At 62.4% G+C, this 25,062-nt stretch carries 26 protein-coding genes and 2 pseudogenes; all 28 read left to right on the forward strand.

All coding sequences use genetic code 11. The features are described from left to right. Positions 1–162 precede the first annotated feature (162 nt). The 28 genes and pseudogenes from Thiowin_RS15865 (at position 163) to Thiowin_RS16000 (ending at position 24,928) form a co-directional block, all read left to right on the forward strand. On the forward strand, positions 163–2,520 hold the full coding sequence (locus Thiowin_RS15865) for a phosphoketolase family protein (RefSeq protein WP_328983958.1): 2,358 nt from the start codon (positions 163–165) through the stop codon (positions 2,518–2,520). 200 nt (positions 2,521–2,720) lie between these two features. Continuing rightward, positions 2,721–3,131, forward strand: coding sequence for a DUF1523 family protein (locus Thiowin_RS15870; protein ID WP_328983959.1), 411 nt, complete (start codon positions 2,721–2,723; stop codon positions 3,129–3,131). Positions 3,132–3,299: 168 nt separating this feature from the next. Next, positions 3,300–4,367, forward strand: coding sequence for an HlyD family secretion protein (locus tag Thiowin_RS15875; protein WP_328983960.1), 1,068 nt, complete (start codon positions 3,300–3,302; stop codon positions 4,365–4,367). An 8-nt stretch (positions 4,368–4,375) separates the two neighbouring features. Next, the gene (gene rbbA, locus Thiowin_RS15880) at positions 4,376–7,258 is read left to right on the forward strand and encodes a ribosome-associated ATPase/putative transporter RbbA (RefSeq protein WP_328983961.1); all 2,883 of its coding nucleotides are present in this window, start codon (positions 4,376–4,378) and stop codon (positions 7,256–7,258) included. 2 nt (positions 7,259–7,260) lie between these two features. Continuing rightward, on the forward strand, positions 7,261–8,385 hold the full coding sequence (locus tag Thiowin_RS15885) for an ABC transporter permease (protein ID WP_328983962.1): 1,125 nt from the start codon (positions 7,261–7,263) through the stop codon (positions 8,383–8,385). 39 nt (positions 8,386–8,424) lie between these two features. Beyond that, on the forward strand, positions 8,425–8,766 hold the full coding sequence (locus Thiowin_RS15890; RefSeq protein ID WP_328983963.1) for an ARMT1-like domain-containing protein: 342 nt from the start codon (positions 8,425–8,427) through the stop codon (positions 8,764–8,766). A 364-nt stretch (positions 8,767–9,130) separates the two neighbouring features. Next, entirely contained in the window at positions 9,131–10,216 is a 1,086-nt protein-coding gene (tal, locus tag Thiowin_RS15895) for a transaldolase (protein ID WP_328983964.1), read from the forward strand. Next, positions 10,213–10,275 (forward strand): annotated as a pseudogene (locus tag Thiowin_RS25365) (hypothetical protein); the annotation flags it as partial. The gene tal and the pseudogene Thiowin_RS25365, both read left to right, overlap by 4 nt. A gap of 205 nt (positions 10,276–10,480) precedes the next feature. After that, positions 10,481–10,810, forward strand: a pseudogene (locus Thiowin_RS15905) (GH36-type glycosyl hydrolase domain-containing protein); the annotation flags it as partial. Positions 10,811–11,093: 283 nt separating this feature from the next. Further along, positions 11,094–11,600 carry a BrxE family protein gene (locus Thiowin_RS15910; RefSeq protein WP_328983967.1) on the forward strand — a complete coding sequence of 169 codons (507 nt, stop codon included), beginning with the start codon at positions 11,094–11,096 and terminating at the stop codon, positions 11,598–11,600. After that, entirely contained in the window at positions 11,600–12,400 is an 801-nt protein-coding gene (locus Thiowin_RS15915) for a BrxA family protein (protein WP_328983968.1), read from the forward strand. The genes Thiowin_RS15910 and Thiowin_RS15915 overlap by 1 nt, the downstream gene beginning before the upstream one ends. Beyond that, positions 12,366–12,962, forward strand: a complete 597-nt coding sequence (locus Thiowin_RS15920; protein WP_328983969.1) for a BREX protein BrxB domain-containing protein — start codon at positions 12,366–12,368, stop codon at positions 12,960–12,962. The genes Thiowin_RS15915 and Thiowin_RS15920 overlap by 35 nt, the downstream gene beginning before the upstream one ends. Positions 12,963–12,983: 21 nt before the next feature. Beyond that, positions 12,984–16,610: a BREX system P-loop protein BrxC gene (gene brxC / locus Thiowin_RS15925; RefSeq protein ID WP_328983970.1), complete on the forward strand. Its 3,627-nt coding sequence runs from the start codon at positions 12,984–12,986 to the stop codon at positions 16,608–16,610. Positions 16,611–16,635: 25 nt separating this feature from the next. Then, a complete protein-coding gene (locus tag Thiowin_RS15930) occupies positions 16,636–17,025 on the forward strand; it encodes a HEPN domain-containing protein (protein WP_328983971.1) in 390 nt (129 codons plus the stop codon). Then, entirely contained in the window at positions 17,007–17,453 is a 447-nt protein-coding gene (locus Thiowin_RS15935) for a hypothetical protein (protein WP_328983972.1), read from the forward strand. Before Thiowin_RS15930 ends, Thiowin_RS15935 begins: the two co-directional genes overlap by 19 nt. A 16-nt stretch (positions 17,454–17,469) precedes the next feature. Continuing rightward, positions 17,470–19,371, forward strand: coding sequence for an Eco57I restriction-modification methylase domain-containing protein (locus tag Thiowin_RS15940; RefSeq protein WP_328983973.1), 1,902 nt, complete (start codon positions 17,470–17,472; stop codon positions 19,369–19,371). Between the two features lie 13 nt (positions 19,372–19,384). Then, positions 19,385–19,609 carry a hypothetical protein gene (locus Thiowin_RS15945; protein ID WP_328983974.1) on the forward strand — a complete coding sequence of 75 codons (225 nt, stop codon included), beginning with the start codon at positions 19,385–19,387 and terminating at the stop codon, positions 19,607–19,609. Beyond that, complete coding sequence (locus Thiowin_RS15950; protein ID WP_009149688.1) at positions 19,606–19,995, forward strand: type II toxin-antitoxin system VapC family toxin; 390 nt, start codon at positions 19,606–19,608, stop codon at positions 19,993–19,995. The genes Thiowin_RS15945 and Thiowin_RS15950 overlap by 4 nt, the downstream gene beginning before the upstream one ends. Before the next feature lie 4 nt (positions 19,996–19,999). Continuing rightward, the gene (locus Thiowin_RS15955) at positions 20,000–20,404 is read left to right on the forward strand and encodes a hypothetical protein (protein WP_328983975.1); all 405 of its coding nucleotides are present in this window, start codon (positions 20,000–20,002) and stop codon (positions 20,402–20,404) included. A 12-nt stretch (positions 20,405–20,416) separates the two neighbouring features. Continuing rightward, positions 20,417–20,716: a hypothetical protein gene (locus Thiowin_RS15960; protein ID WP_328983976.1), complete on the forward strand. Its 300-nt coding sequence runs from the start codon at positions 20,417–20,419 to the stop codon at positions 20,714–20,716. After that, the gene (locus Thiowin_RS15965; RefSeq protein WP_328983977.1) at positions 20,709–21,137 is read left to right on the forward strand and encodes a PIN domain-containing protein; all 429 of its coding nucleotides are present in this window, start codon (positions 20,709–20,711) and stop codon (positions 21,135–21,137) included. The genes Thiowin_RS15960 and Thiowin_RS15965 overlap by 8 nt, the downstream gene beginning before the upstream one ends. Beyond that, positions 21,134–22,204: a BREX-1 system adenine-specific DNA-methyltransferase PglX gene (locus tag Thiowin_RS15970; RefSeq protein WP_328983978.1), complete on the forward strand. Its 1,071-nt coding sequence runs from the start codon at positions 21,134–21,136 to the stop codon at positions 22,202–22,204. Before Thiowin_RS15965 ends, Thiowin_RS15970 begins: the two co-directional genes overlap by 4 nt. A gap of 6 nt (positions 22,205–22,210) precedes the next feature. Next, a complete protein-coding gene (locus Thiowin_RS15975) occupies positions 22,211–22,405 on the forward strand; it encodes a type II toxin-antitoxin system HicA family toxin (protein ID WP_328983979.1) in 195 nt (64 codons plus the stop codon). Further along, on the forward strand, positions 22,402–22,641 hold the full coding sequence (locus Thiowin_RS15980) for a hypothetical protein (protein ID WP_328983980.1): 240 nt from the start codon (positions 22,402–22,404) through the stop codon (positions 22,639–22,641). The genes Thiowin_RS15975 and Thiowin_RS15980 overlap by 4 nt, the downstream gene beginning before the upstream one ends. Then, positions 22,638–23,702 (forward strand): hypothetical protein, encoded by a 1,065-nt coding sequence (locus tag Thiowin_RS15985; RefSeq protein WP_328983981.1) that lies wholly within the window; start codon positions 22,638–22,640, stop codon positions 23,700–23,702. The genes Thiowin_RS15980 and Thiowin_RS15985 overlap by 4 nt, the downstream gene beginning before the upstream one ends. Before the next feature lie 161 nt (positions 23,703–23,863). Beyond that, on the forward strand, positions 23,864–24,112 hold the full coding sequence (locus Thiowin_RS15990; RefSeq protein WP_328983982.1) for a hypothetical protein: 249 nt from the start codon (positions 23,864–23,866) through the stop codon (positions 24,110–24,112). Further along, positions 24,109–24,504, forward strand: a complete 396-nt coding sequence (locus Thiowin_RS15995; protein ID WP_328983983.1) for a PIN domain-containing protein — start codon at positions 24,109–24,111, stop codon at positions 24,502–24,504. The genes Thiowin_RS15990 and Thiowin_RS15995 overlap by 4 nt, the downstream gene beginning before the upstream one ends. A gap of 91 nt (positions 24,505–24,595) precedes the next feature. Beyond that, positions 24,596–24,928 (forward strand): hypothetical protein, encoded by a 333-nt coding sequence (locus tag Thiowin_RS16000; RefSeq protein WP_328983984.1) that lies wholly within the window; start codon positions 24,596–24,598, stop codon positions 24,926–24,928. The last annotated feature ends 134 nt before the right edge of the window (positions 24,929–25,062 follow it).

Below are 25,062 nucleotides of genomic sequence, written 5' to 3' on the forward strand. Positions count from 1 at the left end.
TCGCAACCTATGTTCTGTAACGTACAGACCGGCGGGGCGGAAAGAGTGTCTGATCGCGACTCTCGGAAGACGCGAACTCCGGTTTCCGTTCGCCGCCGCCTCGATGGGCCACTGCATGGCCAGGTGGCGTTCCCCATGCAACGCCCGTTAAGGAATCAGCCCATGACCACAGCGACCCAGCCCCTCGACTCCGAACAGCTGCGCAAGCTCGACGCCTGGTGGCGCGCGGCCAACTATCTCTCGGTCGGGCAGATTTATCTCTACGACAATCCGCTGCTGAAAGAGCCGCTTTCGCTGGCGCACATCAAACCGCGCCTGCTCGGCCACTGGGGCACGACGCCGGGACTGAGCTTCATCTACGTGCATCTCAACCGCGTCATCAAGGACCAGGATCTCAGCATGATCTATGTCGCCGGTCCGGGCCACGGCGGACCGGCGATGGTGGCGAACGCCTATCTGGAAGGGACCTACAGCGAGGTCTATCCGAACATTGCCCAGGACGAGGACGGGATGCGGCGGCTGTTCAAGCAGTTCTCCTTTCCCGGCGGCATCCCCAGTCATGTTGCGCCCGAGACGCCGGGGTCGATCAACGAGGGCGGCGAGCTGGGCTATGCGCTCTCGCATGCCTTCGGCGCGGCCTTCGACAATCCGGAGCTGATCGTCGCCTGCGTGGTCGGCGATGGCGAGGCTGAGACCGGCCCAATGGCCACGAGCTGGCACTCGAACAAGTTCCTCAACCCCATCCACGACGGCGCCGTGCTGCCCATCCTGCACCTGAACGGCTACAAGATCGCCGGTCCCACGGTGCTCGCGCGCATACCCCGCGATGAGCTGGAGGCGCTGTTCAAGGGCTATGGTTACGCGCCCTATTTTGTCGAGGGCGACGACCCGATGACCATGCATCAGCTCATGGCCGCCACACTCGATACGGTGGTCGCCGAGATCCAGCGCATCCAGAACGATGCCCGCGCCTTCGGTTTCGACACCCGCCCGCGCTGGCCCATGATCATCCTGCGCTCGCCCAAGGGCTGGACCGGCCCGGAGAGCGTGGATGGGAAGGCGACCGAAGGCACCTTTCGCTCGCATCAGGTGCCGATGGCCGATATGACGCGACCCGGCCATCTGAAGATCCTGGAAGACTGGCTTAGGAGCTATCGCCCGGAGGAGTTGTTCGACGCGACCGGCAAGCTCAACGCTGAGATCGCGGCCCTCGCCCCGCACGGTGAGCGGCGCATGAGCGCCAGTCCGCACGCCAATGGCGGCCTGCTGCTGCGCGATCTGCGGATGCCGGATTTTCGCGACCATGCGGTGGCGGTGCCCAGTCCGGGTGGCGTGGACGCCGAGGCGACTCGCGTCCAGGGTCGCTTCATCCGCGATCTGGTGCGGCTCAATCCCGACAACTTTCGCGTCTTCAGCCCGGATGAAACGGCCTCGAACCGCTGGGATGCGGTGTTCGAGGTAACGGATCGCTGCTCGGTCGCGCAGATTCTCACCGGTGACGAGCATGTCGGGCCGGATGGCCGGGTGATGGAGATGTTGAGCGAGCATCAGTGCGAGGGCTGGCTCGAAGGCTATCTGCTCACCGGTCGGCACGGCTTTTTTTCCTGCTACGAAGCCTTCATCCATATCATCGATTCGATGTTCAATCAGCACGCCAAGTGGCTCAAGGTGTGCAACCACATCCCCTGGCGGCGGCCCATTGCCTCGCTCAACTATCTGCTCTCATCGCATGTCTGGCGGCAGGATCACAACGGCTTCAGCCATCAGGATCCCGGCTTCATCGACCACGTCATCAACAAAAAAGCGGCGGTCATCCGCGTCTATCTGCCCCCGGATGCCAACACCCTGCTGTCGGTGACCGATCACTGTCTGCGCAGTCGCAACTACATCAACGTCATCGTGGCCGGCAAACAGTCCGCGCCCCAGTGGCTCGACATGGACGCCGCCATCAAGCACTGCACCGCCGGCATCGGCATCTGGCCCTGGGCCAGCAACGACCAGGGTAGCGAGCCAGAGGTCGTGATGGCCTGCGCCGGTGACGTGCCGACACTCGAAACCCTGGCGGCGGTCACCCTGCTGCACGAACATTTTCCGGAACTGAAGCTCCGGGTCATCAACGTGGTCGATCTGATGAAGCTCCAGCCGCCCAGCGAACACCCGCACGGGCTGAGCGATCGGGAGTTCGATCTGCTCTTCACCACCGACAAGCCGATCATCTTCGCCTATCACGGCTATCCCTGGCTGATCCACCGGCTCACCTATCGCCGCACCAACCACCACAACCTGCATGTGCGCGGCTACAAGGAAGAAGGCACCACCTCAACGCCCTTCGATACCGTGGTTAAAAACGATCTGGATCGCTTCGATCTGGTCGCCGATGTCATTGATCGCGTGCCACGACTCGGACCCCAAGCTGCCTACGCCAAGCAAGCGATTCGCGACAAGCTCATCGAGCACCAGCAGTACATCGCCGAGCATGGCGAGGATCTGCCGGAGGTGCGGGATTGGAAATGGGTGTAAACGCGCTTGGCAATGGCCGGCGGTGATGTCAGGGCAGCCGGCTAGCGTGCGCTAGCGAACAGACGGCGCGGACGCCTGGGGGCCACACTCCCCAGCGTTATCCGCTTTAGATGTCATGAAGCGTGCGCAGGATTCCGCAAACACTCCGACGCACAGGATGCCGGCGAGTTTCACTCTTTCGCGGAGGATGATTGATGACAATGCAACGCAAGTTGACCATCGGGGCCGTCACAGTCGCGGTGTTGATTCTTGGTTTCCTCTGGCTACGCTGGGGACCGAGTTCTTGGGAGGTCCAGATCACCGGCGTCACCGGTGACGGCCGCAATGTGCAATACCGCATCGAGTCGGTGCGTGCTGGTACGGCAGATACCTTGATCTTCAAGAACGCCGACGCCGGTTTTATGCCGCCCTATTTCAAATTCGACTCCGCGACGCTGCAAGCCATTGCCAGTCGTGTGACCCGCGAATGTCCGCAGGAAGTGGTCACCATGAACGGCTATGGCTTTCGTATTCCCTGGCTCGATATGTTTCCAAACGTCATATCCATTGAAGCGCCGGAGCGCTGCCGCAAGGCATCCACGAGAAGCGATGGCAGTGATGCTGCGACTTGAATGCTTTGGCTGATGTCCGGTGGCGAGCGGATATCCTGATGCACACACCGAGTTGAGACTGCTTTCGTTGGTCCAGGATGCAGCGAATCCTCGGCGATGAATCTCGCACTGATTCGCCTGCTTGAGCCAGGCGTGAGAACCAGCGAACCAACGAGCAGGCAGAGGTGTATGGTCATTAAGAAGAAGGCGGTGGCGACAGCCATCCTGATCGCCATCGCCGCTACTGCGGTCCTGGCCTGGATCACCCTGCAACCCTCGGGGCCGGGCGCCGGTTTCGTCAGCGGCAATGGCCGCATCGAGGCCACCGAGATCGACGTCGCCACCAAGCTTGCCGGACGGGTGGAAGACATCCTGGTCAGTGAAGGCGACTTTGTGCAGGCCGGTCAGCCCCTGGCACGGATGCAGGTCGACGTCCTGGACGCGCAGCGCGACGAGGCGCTGGCCAAATCCCGCCAGACCGTCACCGCCGTCGCCAGCGCCAAGGCTCAGGTCGCGGTGCGCCAGAGCGACACCGCCGCGGCGCAGGCGCTGGTGGGTCAGCGCGAGAGCGAGCTGGACGCGGCGCAGCGGCGCTACGCCCGTTCAGTGACCCTGTCAGAGAAGGGCATGACGACCCGCCAGATCCTCGACGACGACCGTGCCCGCGTGCATGGCGCCGAGGCGACGTTGGCCGGTGCGAAGGCCCAGGTGACCGCGAGTGAGGCGGCGACCACGGCCGCGCGCGCCGCGGTCGTCGGCGCCGACTCCGGCGTGGAGGCCAGCGCGGCGACGGTGGCCCGTGTCGAGGCCGACATCGAGGACAGTCACCTCATGTCCCCACGCGCCGGGAGGGTGCAATATCGCATCGCCCAGCCCGGCGAGGTGTTGGCCGCCGGCGGCAAGGTGCTCAACCTGGTGGATCTCAGCGATGTCTACATGACCTTCTTCCTGCCCGAGCGGGCGGCCGGTCGGGTGGCGCTGGGCAGCGAGGTGCGTCTCGTGCTCGATGCGGCGCCGCAGTATGTGATCCCGGCGCGGGTGTCCTATGTCGCCAGCACCGCGCAGTTCACGCCCAAGACGGTGGAGACGGCCAGCGAGCGGCAGAAGCTGATGTTCCGCGTCAAGGCGCGGATCGACCCGGCGCTGCTGAAAAAACACCGCGCGCTGGTCAAGACCGGCCTGCCCGGTATGGCCTGGCTCAAGCTTGATGCGGACACTGCCTGGCCGGCTGACCTGGTCATCAAGGTGCCGGATTGAGCGCCGGCATGGTCCCGCCGCCCCTGGTCGATCCACCACCGGGGCGGGACGCCCCGGCTCCAATCACCCATTCGGTCGCCAGCCTGGTCGGTGTCGGCCTGCGCTACGGCAAAGTCGTGGCGCTGGATGACATCACCCTGGACATTCCAGCCGGGCGCATGGTCGGCCTGCTCGGCCCGGATGGTGTGGGTAAATCCAGCCTGCTGGCGCTCTTGTCCGGCGCCCGTGCTATTCAACAGGGCCAGGTGCGAGCCTTGGGCGGGGATATGGCCAGTGCGCGCCATCGTGGGCGCGTCTGCCCGCGTATCTCCTACATGCCCCAGGGCCTGGGCAAGAACCTCTATCCGACCCTGTCGATCGAGGACAACCTTCAGTTCTTCGGTCGGCTGTTCGGCCACCCGGCCGCCGAGCGCCGCCGCCGCATCGACGCACTGACCGCGAGCACCGGCCTGACGCCGTTCCTGTCGCGCCCGGCCGGCAAGCTCTCGGGCGGCATGAAACAGAAGCTCGGGCTCTGCTGCGCGCTGATTCACGACCCGGACCTGCTGATCCTGGACGAGCCGACCACCGGCGTCGATCCGCTCGCCCGCTCGCAGTTCTGGGATCTGATCAAGGCGATCCGCTCCGTCGATTCCACGCAGGACAGCACCTTCGACGCCACTCCTCGCACTGAACAAGGCCGACGCCAGGATAGCCCCGAGCGCGCTGGCACGAGCATGAGCACGGGCACGGGCATGAGCGTGATCGTCGCCACCGCCTACATGGACGAGGCGCAGGACTTCGACTGGCTGGTGGCGATGGATGCCGGCCGTGTCCTGGCCACCGGCACGCCGGCCGAGCTGCTGGAGCGCACCGGCGCCGACTCGCTGGACGCGGCCTTCATCGCCCTGCTGCCGGAGGACCGTCGGCGCGGTCATCGCGCCGTGACCATCCCGCCGCTTGCGGCCGCCAGCGACGCGGACATCGCCATCGAGGCCAAAGACCTCACCATGCGTTTCGGCGATTTCGTCGCCGTCGATCATGTGAATCTCTCCATCCGTCGCGGCGAGATCTTCGGTTTCATCGGCTCCAACGGCTGCGGCAAGTCCACCACCATGAAGATGCTGACCGGCCTGCTGCCGGCCAGCGCGGGCAGCGCGGCGCTATTCGGGCAGGCGGTCGACCCCAAGGACATCGGCACGCGCAGGCGAGTGGGCTACATGTCGCAGGCGTTTTCGCTCTATTCGGAACTCTCGGTGCGCCAGAACCTGGTGCTGCACGCGCGTCTCTTTCAGGTGCCGGAGACCGAGATCCCGGCGCGGGTGGAGGAGATGATCCAACGGTTCGGTCTGGCCGAGTCGGTCGACGCGCTGCCCGGCACGCTGCCGCTGGGCATCCGCCAGCGTCTCTCGCTGGCCGTGGCCATGGTGCATCGGCCCGAGCTGCTGATCCTGGACGAACCCACCTCGGGCGTGGACCCCATCGCGCGCGACAGCCTCTGGCAACTGATGATCGACCTGGCGCGCAACGACCGAGTCACCATCTTCATTTCCACCCATTTCATGAACGAGGCCGCGCGCTGCGACCGTATCTCGCTGATGCACGCCGGGCGCGTGCTGGTCACCGATGCCCCCGCCGAGCTGGTGCGTCAACGCGGCGCGGCGACGCTGGAGACGGCCTTCATTGGCTATCTGGAAGACGCCGGCGCGCGCGGCGAGACGTCGGCCGCGCTGGCGCCGGCGGCCCCAGCAGTTCCAGCGTCCGCGCCACGCGCCCGCCGCCTTCCCTTCAGCCCGGGGCGCGCCTGGAGCTACGCGCTGCGCGAGACACTGGAGCTGCGACGCGACCCGATGCGCGCCACCATGGCTCTGTTGGGAACGGCGCTGCTGATGTTCGTCTTCGGCTATGGCATCAGCCTGGACGTAGAGGACCTGAGCTACGCCGTGCTCGACCGCGACCGGACCGGCTTGAGCCAGAACTATGCGCTGAACCTGTCCGGCTCGCGCTACTTCGTCGAGCGCCCGCCGATCCAGGACGACCGCGATCTCGACCGGCGGATGCGCGCCGGCCAGCTCGCGCTGGCCATCGAGATCCCGCCCGGCTTCGCGCGCGACATCGCGCGCGGTCACAGCGTCCAGATCGGCGCCTGGGTGGACGGCGCCATGCCGGTGCGCGCCGAGACAGTGCGGGGCTATGTGCAGGGGATGCACCGGGGTTGGCTATTGGAGCAGGCGAAACAGCGGCTCGGTCAGGATGCCGCGGTCAGCCCGGCTACGATCGAGACCCGCTTTCGCTACAACCCGGACGTGCGCAGCCTGCCGGCGATGGTGCCGGCGGTCATCCCCATGCTGCTGCTGATGATCCCGGCGATGCTGACCGCGCTGTCGGTGGTGCGCGAGAAGGAGCTGGGCTCGATCATCAATCTCTACGTCACCCCGGTCACCCGCGGCGAGTTCCTGCTCGGCAAGCAGATGCCGTACATCCTGCTGGCGATGCTCAACTTCGCCCTGCTGACGCTGCTGGCGGTCACCGTCTTCGGGGTCGCGGTGAAGGGTAGCCTGCTGGCGCTGACGGCGGGGGCGCTGCTGTTCGTGACCTTCTCGACCGGCTTCGGCCTCTTCGCCTCGACCTTCACGCGCAGCCAGATCGCGGCCATGTTCGTGACCATCATCGGCACCATCATCCCGGCGATTCAGTTCTCCGGCATGTTGAATCCGGTGTCCTCGCTCGAAGGCGTGGGGCATGTCATCGGCCAGGTCTATCCGGCCGCGCATTTCCTGACCATCACGCGCGGCGTCTTCAACAAGGCGCTGGGCTTCGCCGGCCTCGAGGCCTCCTTCTGGCCGCTCGCGCTGGCGGTGCCGGTGATCCTGGCCCTGTCGATCCTGCTGTTGAAGAAGCAGGCGCGCTGAGGATGCCGCACCTCGCCAACATCTATCGGCTGGGCATCAAGGAACTCTGGAGCCTGGCGCGCGACCCCATGATGCTCGTCCTCATCGCCTACACCTTCACGGTGTCCATCTATGTCGCCGCCACGGCGATGCCGGAGACCCTGCACAAGGCGCCGATCGCCATCGTCGATGAGGACGCCTCACCGCTGTCGGCGCGCCTCGCCAGCGCCTTCTATCCGCCGCGCTTCGATCCGCCGGCGATGATCAGTCTGTCCGCGATCGACGCAGGCATGGATGCCGGGACCTATACCTTCGTGCTGGATATCCCGCCGGACTTTCAACGCGACCTGCTGGCCGGGCGCTCGCCCGCCATCCAGCTCAATGTCGATGCCACGCGCATGAGCCAGGCCTTTACCGGCAGCCGCTTTGTCCAGCAGATCGTGCTGGGCGAGGTCACGGCGTTCATGCAGGGCTATCGCGGCAGTGTCGCGTTGCCGGTGGAACTGGCCCTGCGCAACCGATTCAATCCCAACCTGGAGCAGTCCTGGTTCGGCGCGCTGATGGAGATCATCAACAACGTGACCCTGCTTTCGATCATCCTGACCGGCGCGGCGCTGATCCGCGAGCGCGAGCACGGCACCATCGAGCACCTGCTGGCAATGCCGATCACGCCGGCGGAGATCATGCTGGCCAAGGTCTGGTCGATGGGGCTGGTGGTGGTGCTGGCCGCCGCCGTGGCGATGGTCTTCGTCGTGCAGGGCGTGCTGCGCATCCCGATCGAGGGCTCGCTGGCGCTCTTTCTGGTCGCCGCCGCGCTGCATCTGTTCGCCACCACCTCGCTCGGCATCTTCATGGCCACGCTGGCGCGCTCCATGCCGCAGTTCGGAATGCTCGCGGTGCTTATCCTGTTACCGCTGCAACTGCTCTCGGGCAACTCCACCCCGCGCGAGAGCATGCCGGCACTGGTACAGGACGTGATGCTGGCCGCGCCGACCACGCACTTCGTCACCGCCGCCCAGGCCATCCTCTATCGCGGCGCCGACCTTGAGGTGGTCTGGCCGCCGTTCCTCGCGCTGGCCGTGATCGGCGCGGTGTTCTTCGGCATCGCGCTGAGTCGCTTTCGCCGCACCATCAGTGCGATGGCCTAGCACCGATCCAGCCACGGGAAAGACCAATGATTCGGACCATTGCGCCATGAAGACCTATCTCGACTGCTATCCCTGTTTCCTGCGGCAAGCCCTGAGCGCGGCGCGCCAGGCCGAAGCGGCCTGGATGCGTTCAGTCACATCATCGACAACGGTTCGGATGCGCCTGGCACCTTGCTTGAGCATTGCTCCGCGGCGTTTCGCAAGCAATTCGCCCAAGCACCGCTGATCCTGGCTAAGGGCCAAGCCAACTACGAGACACTCAGCGAGACCCAGGCGCCGGTGTTCTTCCTGCTCCAGGCGAAGTGCGCGGTCATCGCTGGCGATCTGGGCGTGCCGATCGGCAGCGTGGTGCTGAAGGCGTCGGCGGGGATGGACCCATAGGGCACGGCGACCGACTCGGGACCGCGGACAGACGGATACCGGAGCGTCGCGGTCGGGATGACCAATGTCGCGAGGCGCTCGCGAATCCGCCAGGACGCTTATGTGCGGCAGCGTACCGACAGCCATTGCCAGTGCGCCTAAAAGAAGCCTATCGCATTGGTTCAGTTTAACGCTGACAGATGAGCGTTCGGCCCCTTGCGCAGACCAGCATCCTACCAATCTTGACTGGAGGAACTGGATCGGCAATGGGAAGCGGAATCTGACGCCACGCCCCCAGCGAGCCCCCTCTAGCCCACTGGCCCAACCGTCCCCGCCGACCGCCGTTGGCGCAACCCCAAATCTGCCTGAGCCCAGGACTGCAAACATGAACCCCACACAGGCACTCCATCAGCTCGGCCAGAGCCTCTGGCTGGACAACATCACGCGCAACCTGCTGCGCAGCGGCACCCTGGCGCGTTACATCGGCGAGTTATCGGTGACTGGCCTGACCTCGAACCCGACCATCTTCGAGCATGCGATCGGCGCGTGCGACAGCTACGACGACAGCATCCGCGTGCTCGCCGACAGAGGTCTGTCGGATGAGGATCTGTTCTTTGCACTCGCCCTCGAAGACCTGACGCAAGCGGCCGATCTGTTCCGACCTGCCTTCGACGCCAGCGACGGTCTGGACGGATGGGTGTCGCTCGAAGTCTCGCCGCTGCTGGCCCACAACACGGCTCACACCATCCGGGACGCGAACCGGCTGCATGCGAAGGCCGACAAGCCCAACCTGTTCATCAAGATCCCCGGCACGGCCGAGGGCATCGCGGCCATCGAGGAAGCCATCTTCGAGGGCGTGCCGGTCAACGTCACGCTGCTGTTCTCGTGCGAACAGGTGCTGGCCGCCGCCGAAGCTTACATGCGCGGCATCGAGCGCCGGCTGGCGGCCAGGCTCGATCCGAACGTGGCGTCGGTGTTGTCGCTCTTCGTCAGCCGCTGGGACGTCGCAGTGGAGGATTCCGTCGCGCCGCCTTTCCGCAATCGGTTGGGCATCGCCATCGCCCTGCGCACCTTCAAGGCGCACGGCGAACTCTTGGCCTCGGAGCGTTGGCAGCGACTCGCCGCCACCAGCGCGCGCCCGCCGCGCCTGCTGTGGGCCAGCACCGGCACCAAGGATCCCGCGGCGTCGGACACCTTGTACGTCGAGGCGCTAGCAGCGCCCGGAACCATCAACACCTTGCCCGAGAAGACACTGCTGGCCTTTGCCGATCACGGCCAGGTCGAACTGGCACTGCCTGCCGACTGCGGCGACGCCGAAGCCGTGATCGCGGACTTCCGACGCGAAGGTATCGATGACGACGGACTCGCCGCCCGGCTGCAGCGCGAGGGGGTCGATGCGTTCGCTACCTCCTGGCATGCGCTGCTCACGCGCATCCGCGAGAAGCGCGCTTCACCGGCGCCGCGGACATGAGCGCGACCAGCCTCGATCGGCTGTGCATCAGCACCCTGCGCACGCTGGCCATCGACCAGGTGCAGCGGGCCAACTCCGGGCACCCCGGTACGCCGATGGGCGCGGCGCCCATCCGCCTACTGCCTGTGGCAGCGCTTCCTGCGCTTTGACCCCGAAGACGCCGCCTGGCCCGACCGCGACCGCTTCGTGCTGTCGGTGACCGGTTATGTCGAATGGGTGCTCGGGCATCTGCGCCCCAAATCGGCGCTGCATCTGGTCAGCTTCTGGGCGCGCAGCGGCGATTATCAGTCCGGCGGCGCCTTCGGCTTCCGCGATCAACTGCAAGACGCCATGGCGCTCATCCATGCCGAGCCAGGGCTGGTGCGCGAGCATCTGTTGCGCTGTGCCGGGCGCCAGTTCCGCGAAGGCGATGTGCAGCACTGGTGGCATCCGCCTTCAGGTCGCGGTGTGCGTACCCGTTGCTCGGATGACTATCTGTGGCTACCGCTGGCAACCTGTCGCTATGTCCTGATCACCGGCGACAGCGGCGTGCTTGATGAGACTGCGCCCTTCCTCGATGGCCGCCTGGTCAGTGGCGAGGACGACGGCTACTACGGCAACAGCAGCCGATAGCGGGTCAGGTGGATGCGCTGCGCTTATCCACCCTACGATCACGTTGGTTGATGATCGCCGGCATCATGTGGTTGAGATCATCAGACCTGACTGAATGCTGGGCTCAATGCTGGGCTGAATACTTATCTGATATCAAGAGGTTGCACGCCATTACCGAAGGGATAGCCGCCAAGTTTCGCTTGATCCTGGATGGAGGTTTCGACCGTCTCTGCTAACCTATATGGTCAGTCTGACGTGCGTCTCTTGAGATCAGGAACAACCACCCATGACAAGCCGTCTCCCAGCGGCAATCGCTGAACTTCGCCTTCTAGTCGGTTTTCTCGGCGAACAATCCCAGTATCACTGGTGGTCCAGCCGTTTTCTGGCAACCACCAGCGAGGCATTCCTGCTGCCGGTGTTCCCTCGCACCACCCTGCTCGCTCAGTACCACGGGGTTTGCGAAGCCGCCCGTCTTAAACACGATGAGCACATCGGCATCGGTCGCCATGACCATCTGTACCGTCTGCCCGAGGCGCTGGAGCAAGCCATGGCTCAGGCGGTATCCGCCCCCGACTTTGCTCCCCGCATCAAGCCTCTCCTGGCATCCACCGCTTCCGCCATCGCCCGACTCGCCGCAATGGCCACATCAGCGACAGAGAAAAGAGAAGGCCCAGTGCTGCTTGATCATTGCGATCATGATCGGCTCGATGCATTGATTCAGCAGGGCGCGGGACAGTATCAAGCTGCCTTTAGCGCGGGTTATCAGTGCTTTCCCTATCTGCAAGCCAACTGATGCCCGAGGAGCCATGTTTTTATACCACCCAACTCCAGGCCGGTCTGGGCATGGTGGAAGAAAGCAACGTATTGCTCGGGCTGTACCAGCCGGGCATGAACTGCACCCAGCTCTATCAAGCAGCACTGAATTCTGGCCAATTCCCCCTGGTGTCGGCCAGACGCTTAAGAAACATTGTGGTTGAATGTTTCGGCCCGAGGTATCTGAAAACCGAGGTCGCGATTCACCTCAAACCCCTTGCGGAGGTGTTACCCACCCGTCAACTGGTGCCATTTCTGCTGGTGTTTACCGCGCAGGCCAATCGCATTCTGGCCGACTTCATTCGTGACATCTATTGGCCGCACTCCAGCGCGGGTCGAGTAAGCCTGAGCAAAGAAGACGCAACGGACTTTGTACATAACGCCGTTCGCGATGGTAAGACCCGAACGCCCTGGTCGGAATCCACCGTGCGCCGCGTCTCCGGCTACCTGCTCGGCTGTTGCGCCGACTTCGGCCTGCTCGCGGCGGGGCGTTCATCGACCCGGCCCATCCAACCGCTGCGCATCCAACCAATCACAACGCTCTTTTTTGCCTACCACTTGCACTTTTCTGGACTCAGCGACCATGGCGTGCTAAACCACCCGCTCTGGGGTCTGTTCGGGCTGGAACCTGGCGAGGTCAGAGCGGCCATGCAGCGTCTCGCTAGCAACGGCTGGTGGATCATGCAATCCGCCGCCGGTAGTACGCGCATCACCTGGCTGCTGCCAACCATGGAGGACATCACCCGTGTCATCGCCAACCCTGTCATCGCTCAAGGCTGATTTCGAGGAACTGCTGTGCCGCATCAAAGCCGGGCGCGACTTTGCTCACGCGAGCTTCGAGCCGGTCTTCTACCTGGTGTTCCCGCCCCACGCCCTGCTTGAGGTCAAGCGCCAACTGCCGGCTTGGGAGGCGCGGTTGGTCAACGACGGCTGGGAAGTGCATCCTTTCTCCATCACCCATGCGATTCAAGCCATCCTGGATGAGCAACCGGACTTCATCCGCACCCTCTGGCAAACTCAGGATGCCAAGGCCCCATTGGAATGGACCAAAACCAACAACGCCCTGGCGGCCGCCATCAGCAAAAACGACGCCTTGGCAGCCCGGCTGGAACAACAACTGGCAAGCCTTGAGGGCAACCCAAACGCCATGCTGCTGGTGACGGATCTCGAAGCCCTGCACCCCTATGTGCGCATCGGCGTCATTGAAGGCCATCTGCTTGGTCGCTTCAGCGTGCCCACCATTTTTTTCTATCCCGGCGTGCGCACCGGCAAAACCCGCCTAAAGTTTCTCGGCTTTTATCCAGAAGACGGCAATTATCGCTCAGTACACGTTGGCGGTTAATTTCATTAAGGGACGGCCCGTATGGACATCAAAGCACTCTTCGACAGCAGCAAAGATATTTACCGCAGTATCGAGAAGGTCATCACCTATGGCGTGGCGCAGGAAGCCCGCCTTAAGGCGGAGATTTCCGAATACGTGGTCACCGAGAGTATCGAAGAACAGCTCGGGAAATTGCTCGACAAAATGGAAGCCGCCATGGAAGCCGGCGGCGAGAATGAAGTCGGCATTTGGGTCTCGGGCTTTTATGGCTCGGGCAAAAGCTCCTTTACCAAATACGTCGGCCTGGCGTTTGATGAGCGCGTCACCATCGATGGCGTCCCCTTTCTGCATCATCTGCAAAACCGGCTGAAGAAAAGCACCACCAAGGCCCGGCTAGCGGCGGTGGCGAAGAAATACCCCGCGGCGGTCTTGATGTTGGATCTGGCCAGCGAACAGGTCGCCGGCGCCACCATGGAAGAGGTCTCCACCGTCCTTTATTACAAGGTACTGCAATGGGGCGGCTATTCGCGCAATCTAAAAGTCGCCGCCTTCGAGCGGCGCACCAAGCACGACGGTCGGCACGACGAGTTCCTGCGCCTCTTCAGCGAACTCACCCAAGGCCAAGCCTGGGCCGATTATCGCAACGATGATCTCGTCGTCGACAGCGTCATGCCCGAACTGGCCCACCGGATGTATCCGCATCTGTTTCGCACCCCGAGCGCCTTCAGCACCGAAACCAGTGAGATCATCCGCTTCGAGAACGACCGCGTGGCCGAGATGATTGAGATTGCCCGCGAAGCCAGCGGTCGCGACTACATTATTTTCGTGGTCGATGAGGTCGGGCAGTATGTCGGCTCGCGGCAAAATCTGATTCTCAACCTCGACGGCCTCGGCAAGAATCTCAAGGCCATCGGCAACGGAAAGGTGTTGTTCATCGGCACCGCCCAGCAGCGCCTGACCGAGGACGATCCCAGCGCCGCGCTCAACTCCCAGCAATTATTCAAGCTCAAGGATCGCTTCCCCATCCAGATCGACCTGGAAGCCAGCGACATTAAGGAGATCTGCACCAACCGCCTGCTCGGCAAGTCGCCCGCCGGCGAAGCAGAAGTGGGGCAACTCTTTGACCAACACGGCCAGAGCTTGCGCCACCACACCAAGCTCGAAGACGCCCGCGCCTATGGCGCCGACTTCGACCGCCAGACCTTCATCGACCTCTATCCCTTCCTGCCGGCGCATTTCGACATTTTGCTGCACCTGCTCGGCGCCCTGGCCAAGTCCACCGGCGGCATCGGCCTGCGCTCGGCAATCAAGGTGATCCAGGACATTCTGGTCGAAGGCCCCGACGGCAAAAGCCCCATCGCCGATCAACCCCTCGGCTGGCTGGCCACCACAGTGACCCTGTTCGACGCCCTGGAGCGCGACATCCGCCGCGCCTTCGCCTCCCTGTATCAGGCGTTGGACAAGGTCAGGTTCTGCTTTCCGGATTCCGCGCGGCATCAGCAGATCGGCAAGAGCATCTGCGTGTTGCAGATCCTCGGCAATCTGCCCATCTCGCGCCACAACCTCGCCGCCCTGATGCACCCGAGCCTGACCTCGCCGTCGCTCAAGGAGCCGATCGCCGCGGCCATTGAGGATCTCCTGCGCGACCCCGTGGTCCCCTTGGGCGAGCAAGACGGCGTGCTCGCCTTCCACAGCGAAAAGCTCAACGCCATCGAGCAGGAGCGCGCCCAACTCCCGCTGCGCGCCAGCGACCTGCGCCGCGTCCACCACGAGGCCCTGCAAGACGCCTACAGCCCGCTGCCCGCCACCCAACTGAACAACAGTTTCTCGGTCACCACGGGGCTGAAAGCGCAGTCGGCCAGCGGCATCCCCGCCAGCCTGGCCGGCGAGCGCCACCCCATCCAGACCCTGGTCGAGTTGGTCGCGCCCAGCGAGGTTGAGACCGCCAAAATCCGCCTGAGCGATGAAAGCCGCCAGCCCAGCGCCCGCCACAGCATCTTTCTGCTCGGGCGCAGCGCCCCGGCGATGGACACGCTGAGCGCGGAGATCGTCCGCTGCCGTGATATCGTCAACAAATACCGCAACGACCCGGATCAGGAAGTCAAGGACTACTGCGGCGCGCAAAGCGACCGTGCTGCCCGGCTGCTGCATCAACTCGGGCGGCAGATCGGCCACAGCCTGCTCCAGGGGTCCTTTATCTTTCGCGGCGAGCTGAGCGCGGTGGACAGCTTCAGCCAGGATCTGATCGATGCGGCGCGCAAGCACCTCGCCCGCGTCGCCGCCCAGGTGTTCGACCGTCATGCCGAGGCGCCGGTGCGTGTCGGCACCGATCTGGCCGAGAAGTTTCTGCGCCAGGGCCACCTGACCGGCATCACCAGCCAGATCGACCCCTTGGGGCTGGTGAAACTCCAGGGCGGCCAGGGCCACATCGACAGCCAACACAAAGCCCTGACCAGCATCAAGGACCAGATCGAACGCCAGGGCAGCCTGGAGGGCAAGCGCCTGAGCGACCTCTTTGCCGACGCCCCCTTCGGTTGGTCACCCGACACCCTGCGTTATCTGGTCGCCGCCTTGCTGGTGGCCGGGGAGATCAAGCTCAAGCTCGCCGGGCGCGAGATCACCGTCAACGGCCAGCAGGCGATCGACGCGCTCAAAACCAACAACAGTTTCAAATCCGTCGGGATCAGCCTGCGCGACAACAAACCCTCCATGGAGATGCTCGCCCGCGCCGCCGGGCGGCTCACCAGCCTGGCGGGCGACACCATCGTCCCGCTCGAAGACAGCATCAGCAAGGCCGCCGCCAAGCTGTTGCCGAACCTTCAGCACCAGTTCGCGCCGCTGGCCAGCACCCTGCGCGCGCTGGAACTCCCCGGCGCCGCGCGGCTCGACCAACTCGCCAGCGACATCAAAGCCATTCTCGCCACCGATGCCTCCGATGCGGTGCAACGCCTCGGCGCGGAGACCTCTGAAGTATTCGACAGCCTGGAGTGGGCCAGAAGCCTCAAGCAGACCATGGCCCAGGGGCTGGAGACCACCCTGCACGCGCTGCGCCGCCATCTGCGCGACATCCACGCCCTGCCCAGCCACGGCACCCCCGGCCAACTGCGCCAGGCGCTCAGCGAACCCATGGCCGATCTCGAACAGCGCCTGCAACACCCGGACTTTCATAAATACGCCACCGACTTCGCCAGCGGCCTCACCGAGTTGCAAACCCAGGTGCGCGATGCCGTCAAGCCAATGCAACAGGACCAGACCCTGCGCCTGCGCGCGGCCGAGGACGACCTGCGCCGCCTGCCCGAATGGCCCGAACTCAGCCACCAGGACCGCAACAACGCCCTGGCTGATCTGCAAAACCTCGCCACCCAGGCCAGCGAGGACCTCACCGGCCTGCGCGACCTGATCAACCAGGACTACAGCATCCAAAACGAAGTCCAAGACATCAAACACCGCATCCAGCAACGCGGCCAAGAGATCCTGCAAGAGCGCCTGCGCGCGGAACAGCTTCAAGCCGTCAAGGACGGTCAAGCCACCATCTGTCGTCAGCAGGTCTTACAACCGCGCATCACCAGCATCCAAGATCTGGACCAGCTAATCAGGGACTTACAGCAACTGCGCGGCGAGCTCAAGTACGCGAGCGAATTTGAATTGCAACTGCGTATTGAACAATAAAGGTTGGTGGGCGGCGAGGATTCCCATGAAACTTGACCAAATTCGCGACAACATCCGGCAGAAATACAGCGATGCGCGTCTTTTGATCGAAAACGGACGCTACGCGAATGCGATCTATCTGTGTGGCTATTGTATTGAGCTGTCGTTGAAATACGCCATTGCGGCGCGACTGCATTGGCCAGCGTATCGCACGGAAGGTAAGCTAAAGTTTCTAAGGGTGCATGACCTGGATGTTCTGGTGCCCTTGACCGGTCAAGAGCAGTACATCAAGACCTTGCCCTCTTGGTCCGTGGCGATTCAGTGGAACGAATCGCGTCGTTACGAAGACCCAGCGCTAGCCACCGAGCAGGATGCCACTGACATGCTTGGCGCGGCGAAAGAATTTGCGGAGACATTATGCGCGATCTCGTTGTGAGTCTTGGTGTTGTGCTGGCGGACATTGAACGGGAAAAAGGCCCTTTCCAAGTGAAATGCCTGGTGACGCCTGATCCTGTTGAGCCAATGTGGGATTTGGTGCTCGTGGCGCAGTGGTTCTGGCCCGAGCGCAAACAGACGCTGGACTTCTTGGTTCCCCGAGTGATGGGGCGTCTGGATTATGAGCATCTGATGCATTTCTCCGGCCTGGTGATCTATCCGCCAGACAGCGACAACCCGCTGACCGAAGCCTTGCGCGAGATTCAAGACAACCACCGTCATCACCGCGACGACTGGCTGCGAGCGGGAGGCTTGGTGACAGTGCAAACGCGGCTGCCGCAAGCACGTTTGGTCATTCCGCTGGATGACGAGCCGCCATCCGCAGACACAGCATCGGAATGGAATGCTACCCACCAAGCCTGTGCATGATGAGGAACACCCCCGCATGGCCTTCGACAAAGCCACCCGCAACGCCCTGCAGAAATTCGTCGCCCGTGCCCGGCGGCTGCTCAGTGAGGAATTCACCCGCCAGTTGCAGGCCAGCTATGGCATGGACCCCACCTCCGGCGCCGTCGCCGACATGGCCGCCCTGAGCCACCTCGACAACCAGCAACAGCAAACCGCCGCCATTCTGCGCGAGACCCTGCACCACTACCTCGCCATCACCCCCGGCAAGAGCGCCCAGGAGCGCAGCCAGCAGGTGCTCGAACGCATGGTGCGCGAACAAGCCTTCACCCTGCTCAACCGGCTCGCCGCCCTGCGTATGGCTGAATCCCGTGGCGTGCTGTTCGAGTCCCTCGCCCGGGGTCAAGCCTCGCAAGGCTTTCAGCTCTATCAAATGGTCGCCGGCCCCGCCTTGGGCGAGGTTGGCGATGTCTATCGCCAGTATCTGCTAAGCCTGTTTGACGAACTCGGCCAGGATCTCCCCGACCTCTTCGACCGCCACAGCCCCCAGGGCCTGCTGTTCCCCAAGGACTCCGTCCTGCTCGACCTGCTCGACGCCATCAACCACCCCGACATCGCTCACCTCTGGGCCGAAGACGAAACCATCGGCTGGATTTATCAGTATTACAACGACCCCGACGAGCGCAAGGCGATGCGCGCCGCCTCCGCCGCGCCGCGCAACTCCCGCGAACTGGCGGTGCGCAACCAGTTCTTCACCCCGCGCTATGTGGTTGAGTTTCTCACCGACAACACCCTCGGGCGGCTATGGTTCAACGCCACCGACGGTCACACTCGTCTGCGCGAGACCTGCCGTTATTTGCTGATCAAGCCTGATGCGCCACTCCCACCCGTCACGCGACCGCGCGACCCGCGCACCCTGAAATGGCTCGACCCGGCCTGTGGCTCCATGCACTTTGGGCTCTATGCTTTCGATCTCTTCTTACCGATCTACCGCGACGCCTGGGACTGGGAACAACAGCACGGCGCCGGATCACTGGATACTTCCAGCGCGCCTGACGGCGCCTTTGCGCCGCTCAGCCAACGCTACCCGGACGAGATGGCCTTGCAGCGCGACCTCCCGCGCCTGATCATCGAACATAACCTGCATGGCGTCGACATCGACCCGCGTGCCGCCCAGATCGCCGCCCTGGCGCTGTGGTTGCGCGCGCAACGCGCCTGGCACGAGGCCGGCGTCGCCGTCCAGGATCGCCCGCCAATCGGTCGCGGTCATGTCCTCGCCGCTGTCGCGCCGCCGGCGGAACCCGAGCTGCGCGCACAACTGGCCGAGCAACTGGATTTCCTCGACGCCGACCTGTTCGCGCGCACCCTGCAACTGCTTGAGGGGCTGCCGGAACTCGGCGTGTTGCTGCAAGCCGAACGCGCCTTGCCGCGGTTGATCCGCGAGGTCTATGGCGAGCATGGCCCGATGTTTCGCGACGCCGACCAGGCACAATGGCACCAGGCCGAGGAGCGGCTGCGCCGCGCGCTGACTGACTTTGCCCAAACCGCGCACGCCAGCTATCAAGCGCGGCTGTTTGCCCAGGATGCGCTGGCCGGCTTGCGCCTGATCGACCTGTGCCGCCAGACTTTCGACGTGGTGGTGATGAATCCGCCCTTCGGCGCGCTCGCCGCCGGCACCAAGGAGCGGCTGGGCAAAGCCTACCCGCGCAGCAAGAACGACCTGCTCGCGGTCATGGTCGAACGCGGACTGGAGCTGCTACGCCCCGGCGGCCGGCTCGGCGCCATTACCTCGCGCACCTGTTTCTTTCTCTCCAGCTTTCAGAAGTGGCGCGAGGGCGTGGTGCTGGGTCTGGCCGAGCCGGAGGTCATGGCGGATCTGGGCCATGGGGTGATGGATGATGCCATGGTGGAAGCGGCGGCTTATTGTTTAGTCAAAACCTGATGGGAGCACTCTAATGCAAGCGCAACGCGTTCTTGGTCGTGTCGATCATGGCACTCTCTTGATTCAGTTACCTGAAAGCTTCAACCATCGGCGGGTTGAAGTCATCGTGCTGGCACTCGATGAAGAGAACGCTTTGCCGGAAACGCGCCAGCCGCATCCCGATCTTGCCGGAAGTGTGCGGATCCATGGTGATATTTTCGCATCGGCTCCCGAGCAGGATTGGGATCTGCCTCAATGATCGTGCTGGATACCCACATCTGGCTGTGGTGGATCACGCGCGATGATCGCCAACTGAAACAGCGATGGCGGGAAAAAATCACCGCCGCGGATCAGTTGGGTGTTGCGGCGATTTCCTGCTTCGAAGTGGCCTGGCTGGTACAACATGGTCGCGTCGAGCTATCCGAGCCTCTGGACTCTTGGTTTGACAAGGCATTGAATGGCTCCGGCATCAGGTTGCTGGCGATCACCCCGGAGATTGCCCGGATTGCCGCGCAACTTCCTGAGCATCACCGCGACCCACAGGATCGCCTCATCATTGCCACCACCCTGGCGCATGAGGCGACGCTGATCTCGGCAGATGGAAAATTCACGCTCTATCACGAACTGCAAGGCCGACTGTTGTAACCAAATGACCACCTTCCTGCGTCTGTTATCCGAGTCCGACAAAGCGACGGCGCTGCTGGAGCTGTGCGATCGGCAGCGCGCCGGCGGCGATGATCCGCGCTGTTTCGAGGTGGCGCCGGATGCTTTTGATGCGATACCCGGTCAGCCTTTTACGTATTGGGTGAGTGAGGCGGTGAGATCCTCATGGGCTACAAACAGCCTGGCCAATGACGTATCAAGTGCTCGCATTATATGTTCAACTCTCGGCGCCATCACCTCGCGCACTTGTTTCTTCCTTTCCAGCTTTCAGAAGTGGCGCGAGGGCGTGGTGCTGGGCCTGGCTGAGCCGGAGGTCATGGCGGATCTGGGCCATGGGGTGATGGATGATGCCATGGTGGAAGCGGCGGCCTATTGTTTAGTCAAGCATTGAGGACAATCTGATATGCAAACCTTGGTTTTCGATTGTGAAATTGATGCCACACGCAATTTGGTGCTGCGCCTCCCAACCACTGTCGCACCCGGTCATCATCGCATTTCAGTGATGATTGACCCTCCCGCGCTAAACAAAGCTGAAGCGTCCATTACCCCAATTCCAGAGTCGGTTGCGCCTCGCACGGAACTTTGGTCGCAGCTAGCAGCGCTGCGGCAACTGGCAGAAGAGGAAGGTGAATTATCCCAACCCCTTTCCTGGGACGGGGTATTGGCGGAGGTGGAACGACGACGGGGAGAGCGCGATGACTAAAGTGCGCACTTATGTCGACGCCAATGTGCTGATCGCGGCATGGAATGCCGAGAAAGAACCACGGGCTTGGGCGCGTGCGGTACTAGATGATCCCCAGCGCCGATTCATCATCAGCGACTTTGTGCGTCTTGAAGTCCTGCCCAAGCCGGAATTTCATCGCAAAACGCGCGAACTGGCCTTCATGCACATGGTTTTTTCGACAGCGGAAAACGTGCCCGTGAGCACCGCATTGGTACAACGCGCGCTTGCGATGGCGGGACGTTACGATCTGAGTCCACTGGATGCCCTGCATCTAGCGGCTGCGGCGGAAGCCAGGGTGGATGAACTCGTTACAATGGAGCGACCGGAAAAGCCAATGTGTCGGCAAACGGAGGTCCGGGTGATTTCTTTACGAGTACTAGACGAGCAAGGGAAGGCATGACCATCTTCCTGCGCCTGTTATCCGAGTCCGACAAGGCATCGGCGCTATTGGAGCTGTGTGATCGGCAGCGCGCCGGCGGTGATGACCCGCGCTCTTTCGATGTAGCGCCGGACGCCTTCGATGCGATACCGGGAAAGCCCTTTGCGTATTGGGTGAGTGAGGCGGTGAGGGAGACGTTCATGCGCTTTGATTCATTCGAGTGTAATGGCCGATTTGTTAAGCACGGGCTCACCACAGGTAACGATGATCGGTTTGTTCGGGTATGGTGGGAAACCCCTAAAGCATCCGGTTGGTTACCTTTTGCTAAAGGTGGCAACTATTCACCTTACTACGCTGACCAGCAATTATTGTTAAAATGGTTTGATAACGGCGCTGAACTGAGAGCGGGCTATCAAACGAAATCAATACCGGGAACCCGGCTTGACGGCAATGAGTTTTTTGGTCGCAGAGGTATCACTTGGCCCCTTAGAGCGCACAGATTTTCACCTCAAACGCTAAATGCGAACGCTAGTTTTTCTGCAAGAGGTTACTGCGCTTTTTTACCGGATGGTACCGAGCTTATTGCGCTTGCAATTTTTAATAGCTGCGCCTTTGACTATCTATTCAAAGTAGCGCTTGGCCGATTTGGCTTTCCGGAGTTCATCGTTGGAATTCTTCAGATTTTACCTTGGCCTTCTGTTCAACTAACAGAAAAACAACGCCTGACTGAATTGGCCCGCCACGCCTGGTCACTCAAACGCGCCCTCGACACCGCTAATCAAACCTCCCACGCCTTCACCCTGCCGGCGCTGCTCCAGGTCGAAGGCGCGACCCTCGCTGATCGCGCGGCGGCCTGGAAGCGCCGCGTCGCCGAAACCCAGGAAGAACTCGCCGACATCCAACGCCAGATCGACGCCATCTGTTTCGATCTCTACGGCTTCTCGGCGGAAGATCGCGCCGCCGCGTTAAGCAGCGAAACCCTCGGCGAGCCAAGCGAAGAAGACGACGAGGAAGGTGACGCGGCAAACTTTGGCACCCGATTCGGCGGTCAGTCATCCTCCACGAACGCTGATCCAATCGACCACTGAACCACCATGCCGCGCAAACTTCGAGAATTGTTACGCGACCTTGAGAAAGCCGGGTTCAGGAATCGGGGAGGAAAAGGCAGCCATCGCAATTTCGAGCACCCATCCGGAGCGCGCATTACCATCTCCGGGAAGCTCGGTGATGACGCCAAGTTGTACCAGGAACGCGAAGTCAGGCAAAAAATTCACGAGGCAGCCCGATGAAAGAAAGCGCCAACTATCTGAAAATTGTCGCATGGTCGGATGAAGACCAATGTTTTATTGGTCAATGTCCCGGTGTCATTGGCCCCTGCTGCCATGGCGACGATGAAACAGCGGTCTATGCCGAACTCTGCGACATCGTCGATGAATGGCTGGAACTGTGGAAAAATGAAGGGAAGCCATTACCCCAACCCACCTACGAACAAAAGATCGCGCAATTCTTGGCGAACGCGGCATGAGCGATGCCACCGCTCTGACCGCCGAGTTGCTCGACTGGCTGCTGGGCCTGGCTTTTGGACGCTTTGATATCCGCCAAGCCACACATGCGCGCCAGCCCGCCGCCGAGCCTGAGCCGTTCGATCCCCTGCCCGCGACCGCCCCCGGCATGTTGGCGGACGAGGACGCTCACCAGCTGCGCAACAACGCCGACGCCGATCCGCTCGCTGTCGCCTGGGACGGCATTCTCGTCGATGACCCCAGCCACCCGCGCGATCTCGACCGCCCCATCCAGCAGGCACTCGCCCTGATCTTTGGCGACGGCGCCGACGCCATCCAACAGCAAGCCTGCGACATCCTCGGCGTCACCTCCCTGCGCGACTACTTCCGCCGCCCCGCCGCCTTCTTCGCCGACCACCTGAAGCGCTACAGCAAAAGCCGCCGCCAGGCGCCCATCTACTGGCCGCTGTCCACCCCATCCGGCAGCTACACGCTGTGGCTCTACTACCACCGCCTCACCCCCCAGACCCTCTACACTTGCGTCAATGATTTCCTCGACGGCCCACAGGGAAAATTGGCCCAGGTGCGCGACAGCCGCGCCGCCTTGGCCAACAAAGCCACCCGAACCCCCAAGGAAGAAAAAGACTTCGCCAGCCTCACCGATCTCGACGCCGAATTGACCGCCTTCCGCGACCACCTGCTGCGCATCGCCGCGGACTGGCAACCCAACCTCAACGACGGCGTGCAGATCACCGCCGCGCCCCTATGGCCGCTGTTCAAACTGCCCAAGTGGCAAAAGACCCTCAAGGACACCTGGGCCAAGCTGGAAAAAGGCGACTACGACTGGGCGCACCTGGCGCGAAGCTACTGGCCCGAGCGCGTGCTGCGCAATTGCCACCAAGACCGCAGCCTCGCCATCGCCCACGGCGTGGAGCAAGATTTCTGGGAAGAAGTGGAAGTGACCGAGAAGCCCAAAGGCAAAGGCCGCGGCAAGGCCAAGGGCGGCGCCAAGCTGGCATGGCGTCCCAAACCACAGTCAGACGCCGAGCTGGCGCAATTGATCCAGCGCCTGATCAATGGCTGAACCCCAGCCAGAAGCCTCCGCGTGCTACATACTGGCTCCCAAGCTTTTGCGCACTCAGGAATCTGCTCAGGCGCAAGAAACATCTGGTTCGCTTTTCCCCAGGGCGGAATCAACCCCATCATCTGGGTCATCATCATGAATTCATACAGGAGCCAAAAACCATGTTGAATACCCTTCGCGCGACTGTCACACCCGCCGGCACCATTGTTTTTGACGAAGCCGTCGATGTGACGCATCCCACCGCCGTGCTGGTCACCTTGCTCGAAGAACCCGTGGTCGAGCCCAAGGCGGAGACTGAAGACCCTTTGTCTTGGCAGCTCACGGATGAAGAAAAGCGTATTTGGGACGAATTTCCGGAGTTTCGCCGACAACATCCGGTAAATTTTAACTCAATGGAAACCACCGAATGATTTATCAGCTTGATACCAACGCGATCAATGATCTGTTGCGCGAACAAGAGCCACTGATGACGCATTTTCGTCGCGTTCGCGACCATGCTCGCTTCATCCTCTGCCCGGTGGTGGATTTTGAGATCCGGCGTTACTTGTTGTTAAAGGCCGCGACGCGCAACCTGGCGCATTACGAAACACTGATCAGTGCTTGGTATCAACCGGTTACCACTCTCGCCGATTGGCGCCACGCAGCTGAACTCTGGGCGCAACGGCATCGCATTGGTAACCCGATTTCCGATGCCGACTTGCTGATTGCTGTCTGCGCGCTGCGACACAACGCGATTTTGGTCACCAATAACACAGCGCATTTTCTCGGCATAGGACTGCAACTGGCAGACTGGCGGCAGTGATCTTTGGCCGTGACCTGGATGACGAGACGGCGCCCATAGAACCAAGCAGCCCTTCATCATCCCATAACGAGTAGCAATCAAGAGAAGCAACATGCAAGAACAGCGCGTGGTTAGCCGTGTCGGCGATGGCAAGCTCAGCATACCATTGCCCGAAAGCTTCAATCACCATCGGGTTGAGGTCATCGTTCGCACCCTCGACGAGGATGTAAAGCCGCCGGGACCGCGCGGGGAACCGACTGATGAATCGCCAGCACCCATTCTAACCGGCGATTCTGTGGTCGATCATTTTCAACCACAAACCGAGCTGGGACGCAGGCTGATTGCATTGCGTCGCGCCCATGTCGAAGCGGGCGGCAAACTGATGAGTTGGGATGAAATCGATGCCGAGCTGCGCGAACGCCGTGGCGGCGCATACGATGACTAAACGCACCTATATCGATGCCAATCTGCTCATCGCGGCATGGCATGGCCGGGATGAAGCTGGTACCGAGGCTTTGACTGTATTGGACGATGCTGGCCGAAGGCTGTTGGTCAGTGACGCTCTCTGGCTGGCCGCTC

This window comes from Thiorhodovibrio winogradskyi, from assembly GCF_036208045.1.
GTDB lineage: Bacteria > Pseudomonadota > Gammaproteobacteria > Chromatiales > Chromatiaceae > Thiorhodovibrio > Thiorhodovibrio winogradskyi.

Excerpts from the sequence above, each read along its gene's own strand:
- Thiowin_RS15970 (WP_328983978.1), top strand. The coding sequence starts at position 21,134 with ATGACCATCTTCCTGCGCCTGTTATCCGAGTCCGACAAGGCATCGGCG.
- Thiowin_RS15940 (WP_328983973.1), top strand. The coding sequence starts at position 17,470 with ATGGCCTTCGACAAAGCCACCCGCAACGCCCTGCAGAAATTCGTCGCC.
- Thiowin_RS15915 (WP_328983968.1), top strand. The coding sequence starts at position 11,600 with ATGCCCGAGGAGCCATGTTTTTATACCACCCAACTCCAGGCCGGTCTG.
- Thiowin_RS15965 (WP_328983977.1), top strand. The coding sequence starts at position 20,709 with ATGACTAAAGTGCGCACTTATGTCGACGCCAATGTGCTGATCGCGGCA.
- Thiowin_RS15975 (WP_328983979.1), top strand. The coding sequence starts at position 22,211 with ATGCCGCGCAAACTTCGAGAATTGTTACGCGACCTTGAGAAAGCCGGG.
- Thiowin_RS15985 (WP_328983981.1), top strand. The coding sequence starts at position 22,638 with ATGAGCGATGCCACCGCTCTGACCGCCGAGTTGCTCGACTGGCTGCTG.
- Thiowin_RS15980 (WP_328983980.1), top strand. The coding sequence starts at position 22,402 with ATGAAAGAAAGCGCCAACTATCTGAAAATTGTCGCATGGTCGGATGAA.
- Thiowin_RS15990 (WP_328983982.1), top strand. The coding sequence starts at position 23,864 with ATGTTGAATACCCTTCGCGCGACTGTCACACCCGCCGGCACCATTGTT.
- Thiowin_RS15930 (WP_328983971.1), top strand. The coding sequence starts at position 16,636 with ATGAAACTTGACCAAATTCGCGACAACATCCGGCAGAAATACAGCGAT.
- Thiowin_RS15935 (WP_328983972.1), top strand. The coding sequence starts at position 17,007 with ATGCGCGATCTCGTTGTGAGTCTTGGTGTTGTGCTGGCGGACATTGAA.
- Thiowin_RS15870 (WP_328983959.1), top strand. The coding sequence starts at position 2,721 with ATGCAACGCAAGTTGACCATCGGGGCCGTCACAGTCGCGGTGTTGATT.
- Thiowin_RS15885 (WP_328983962.1), top strand. The coding sequence starts at position 7,261 with ATGCCGCACCTCGCCAACATCTATCGGCTGGGCATCAAGGAACTCTGG.
- tal (WP_328983964.1), top strand. The coding sequence starts at position 9,131 with ATGAACCCCACACAGGCACTCCATCAGCTCGGCCAGAGCCTCTGGCTG.
- Thiowin_RS15995 (WP_328983983.1), top strand. The coding sequence starts at position 24,109 with ATGATTTATCAGCTTGATACCAACGCGATCAATGATCTGTTGCGCGAA.
- rbbA (WP_328983961.1), top strand. The coding sequence starts at position 4,376 with ATGGTCCCGCCGCCCCTGGTCGATCCACCACCGGGGCGGGACGCCCCG.
- Thiowin_RS15960 (WP_328983976.1), top strand. The coding sequence starts at position 20,417 with ATGCAAACCTTGGTTTTCGATTGTGAAATTGATGCCACACGCAATTTG.
- Thiowin_RS15865 (WP_328983958.1), top strand. The coding sequence starts at position 163 with ATGACCACAGCGACCCAGCCCCTCGACTCCGAACAGCTGCGCAAGCTC.
- Thiowin_RS15910 (WP_328983967.1), top strand. The coding sequence starts at position 11,094 with ATGACAAGCCGTCTCCCAGCGGCAATCGCTGAACTTCGCCTTCTAGTC.
- Thiowin_RS16000 (WP_328983984.1), top strand. The coding sequence starts at position 24,596 with ATGCAAGAACAGCGCGTGGTTAGCCGTGTCGGCGATGGCAAGCTCAGC.
- Thiowin_RS15875 (WP_328983960.1), top strand. The coding sequence starts at position 3,300 with ATGGTCATTAAGAAGAAGGCGGTGGCGACAGCCATCCTGATCGCCATC.
- Thiowin_RS15950 (WP_009149688.1), top strand. The coding sequence starts at position 19,606 with ATGATCGTGCTGGATACCCACATCTGGCTGTGGTGGATCACGCGCGAT.
- Thiowin_RS15955 (WP_328983975.1), top strand. The coding sequence starts at position 20,000 with ATGACCACCTTCCTGCGTCTGTTATCCGAGTCCGACAAAGCGACGGCG.
- brxC (WP_328983970.1), top strand. The coding sequence starts at position 12,984 with ATGGACATCAAAGCACTCTTCGACAGCAGCAAAGATATTTACCGCAGT.
- Thiowin_RS15945 (WP_328983974.1), top strand. The coding sequence starts at position 19,385 with ATGCAAGCGCAACGCGTTCTTGGTCGTGTCGATCATGGCACTCTCTTG.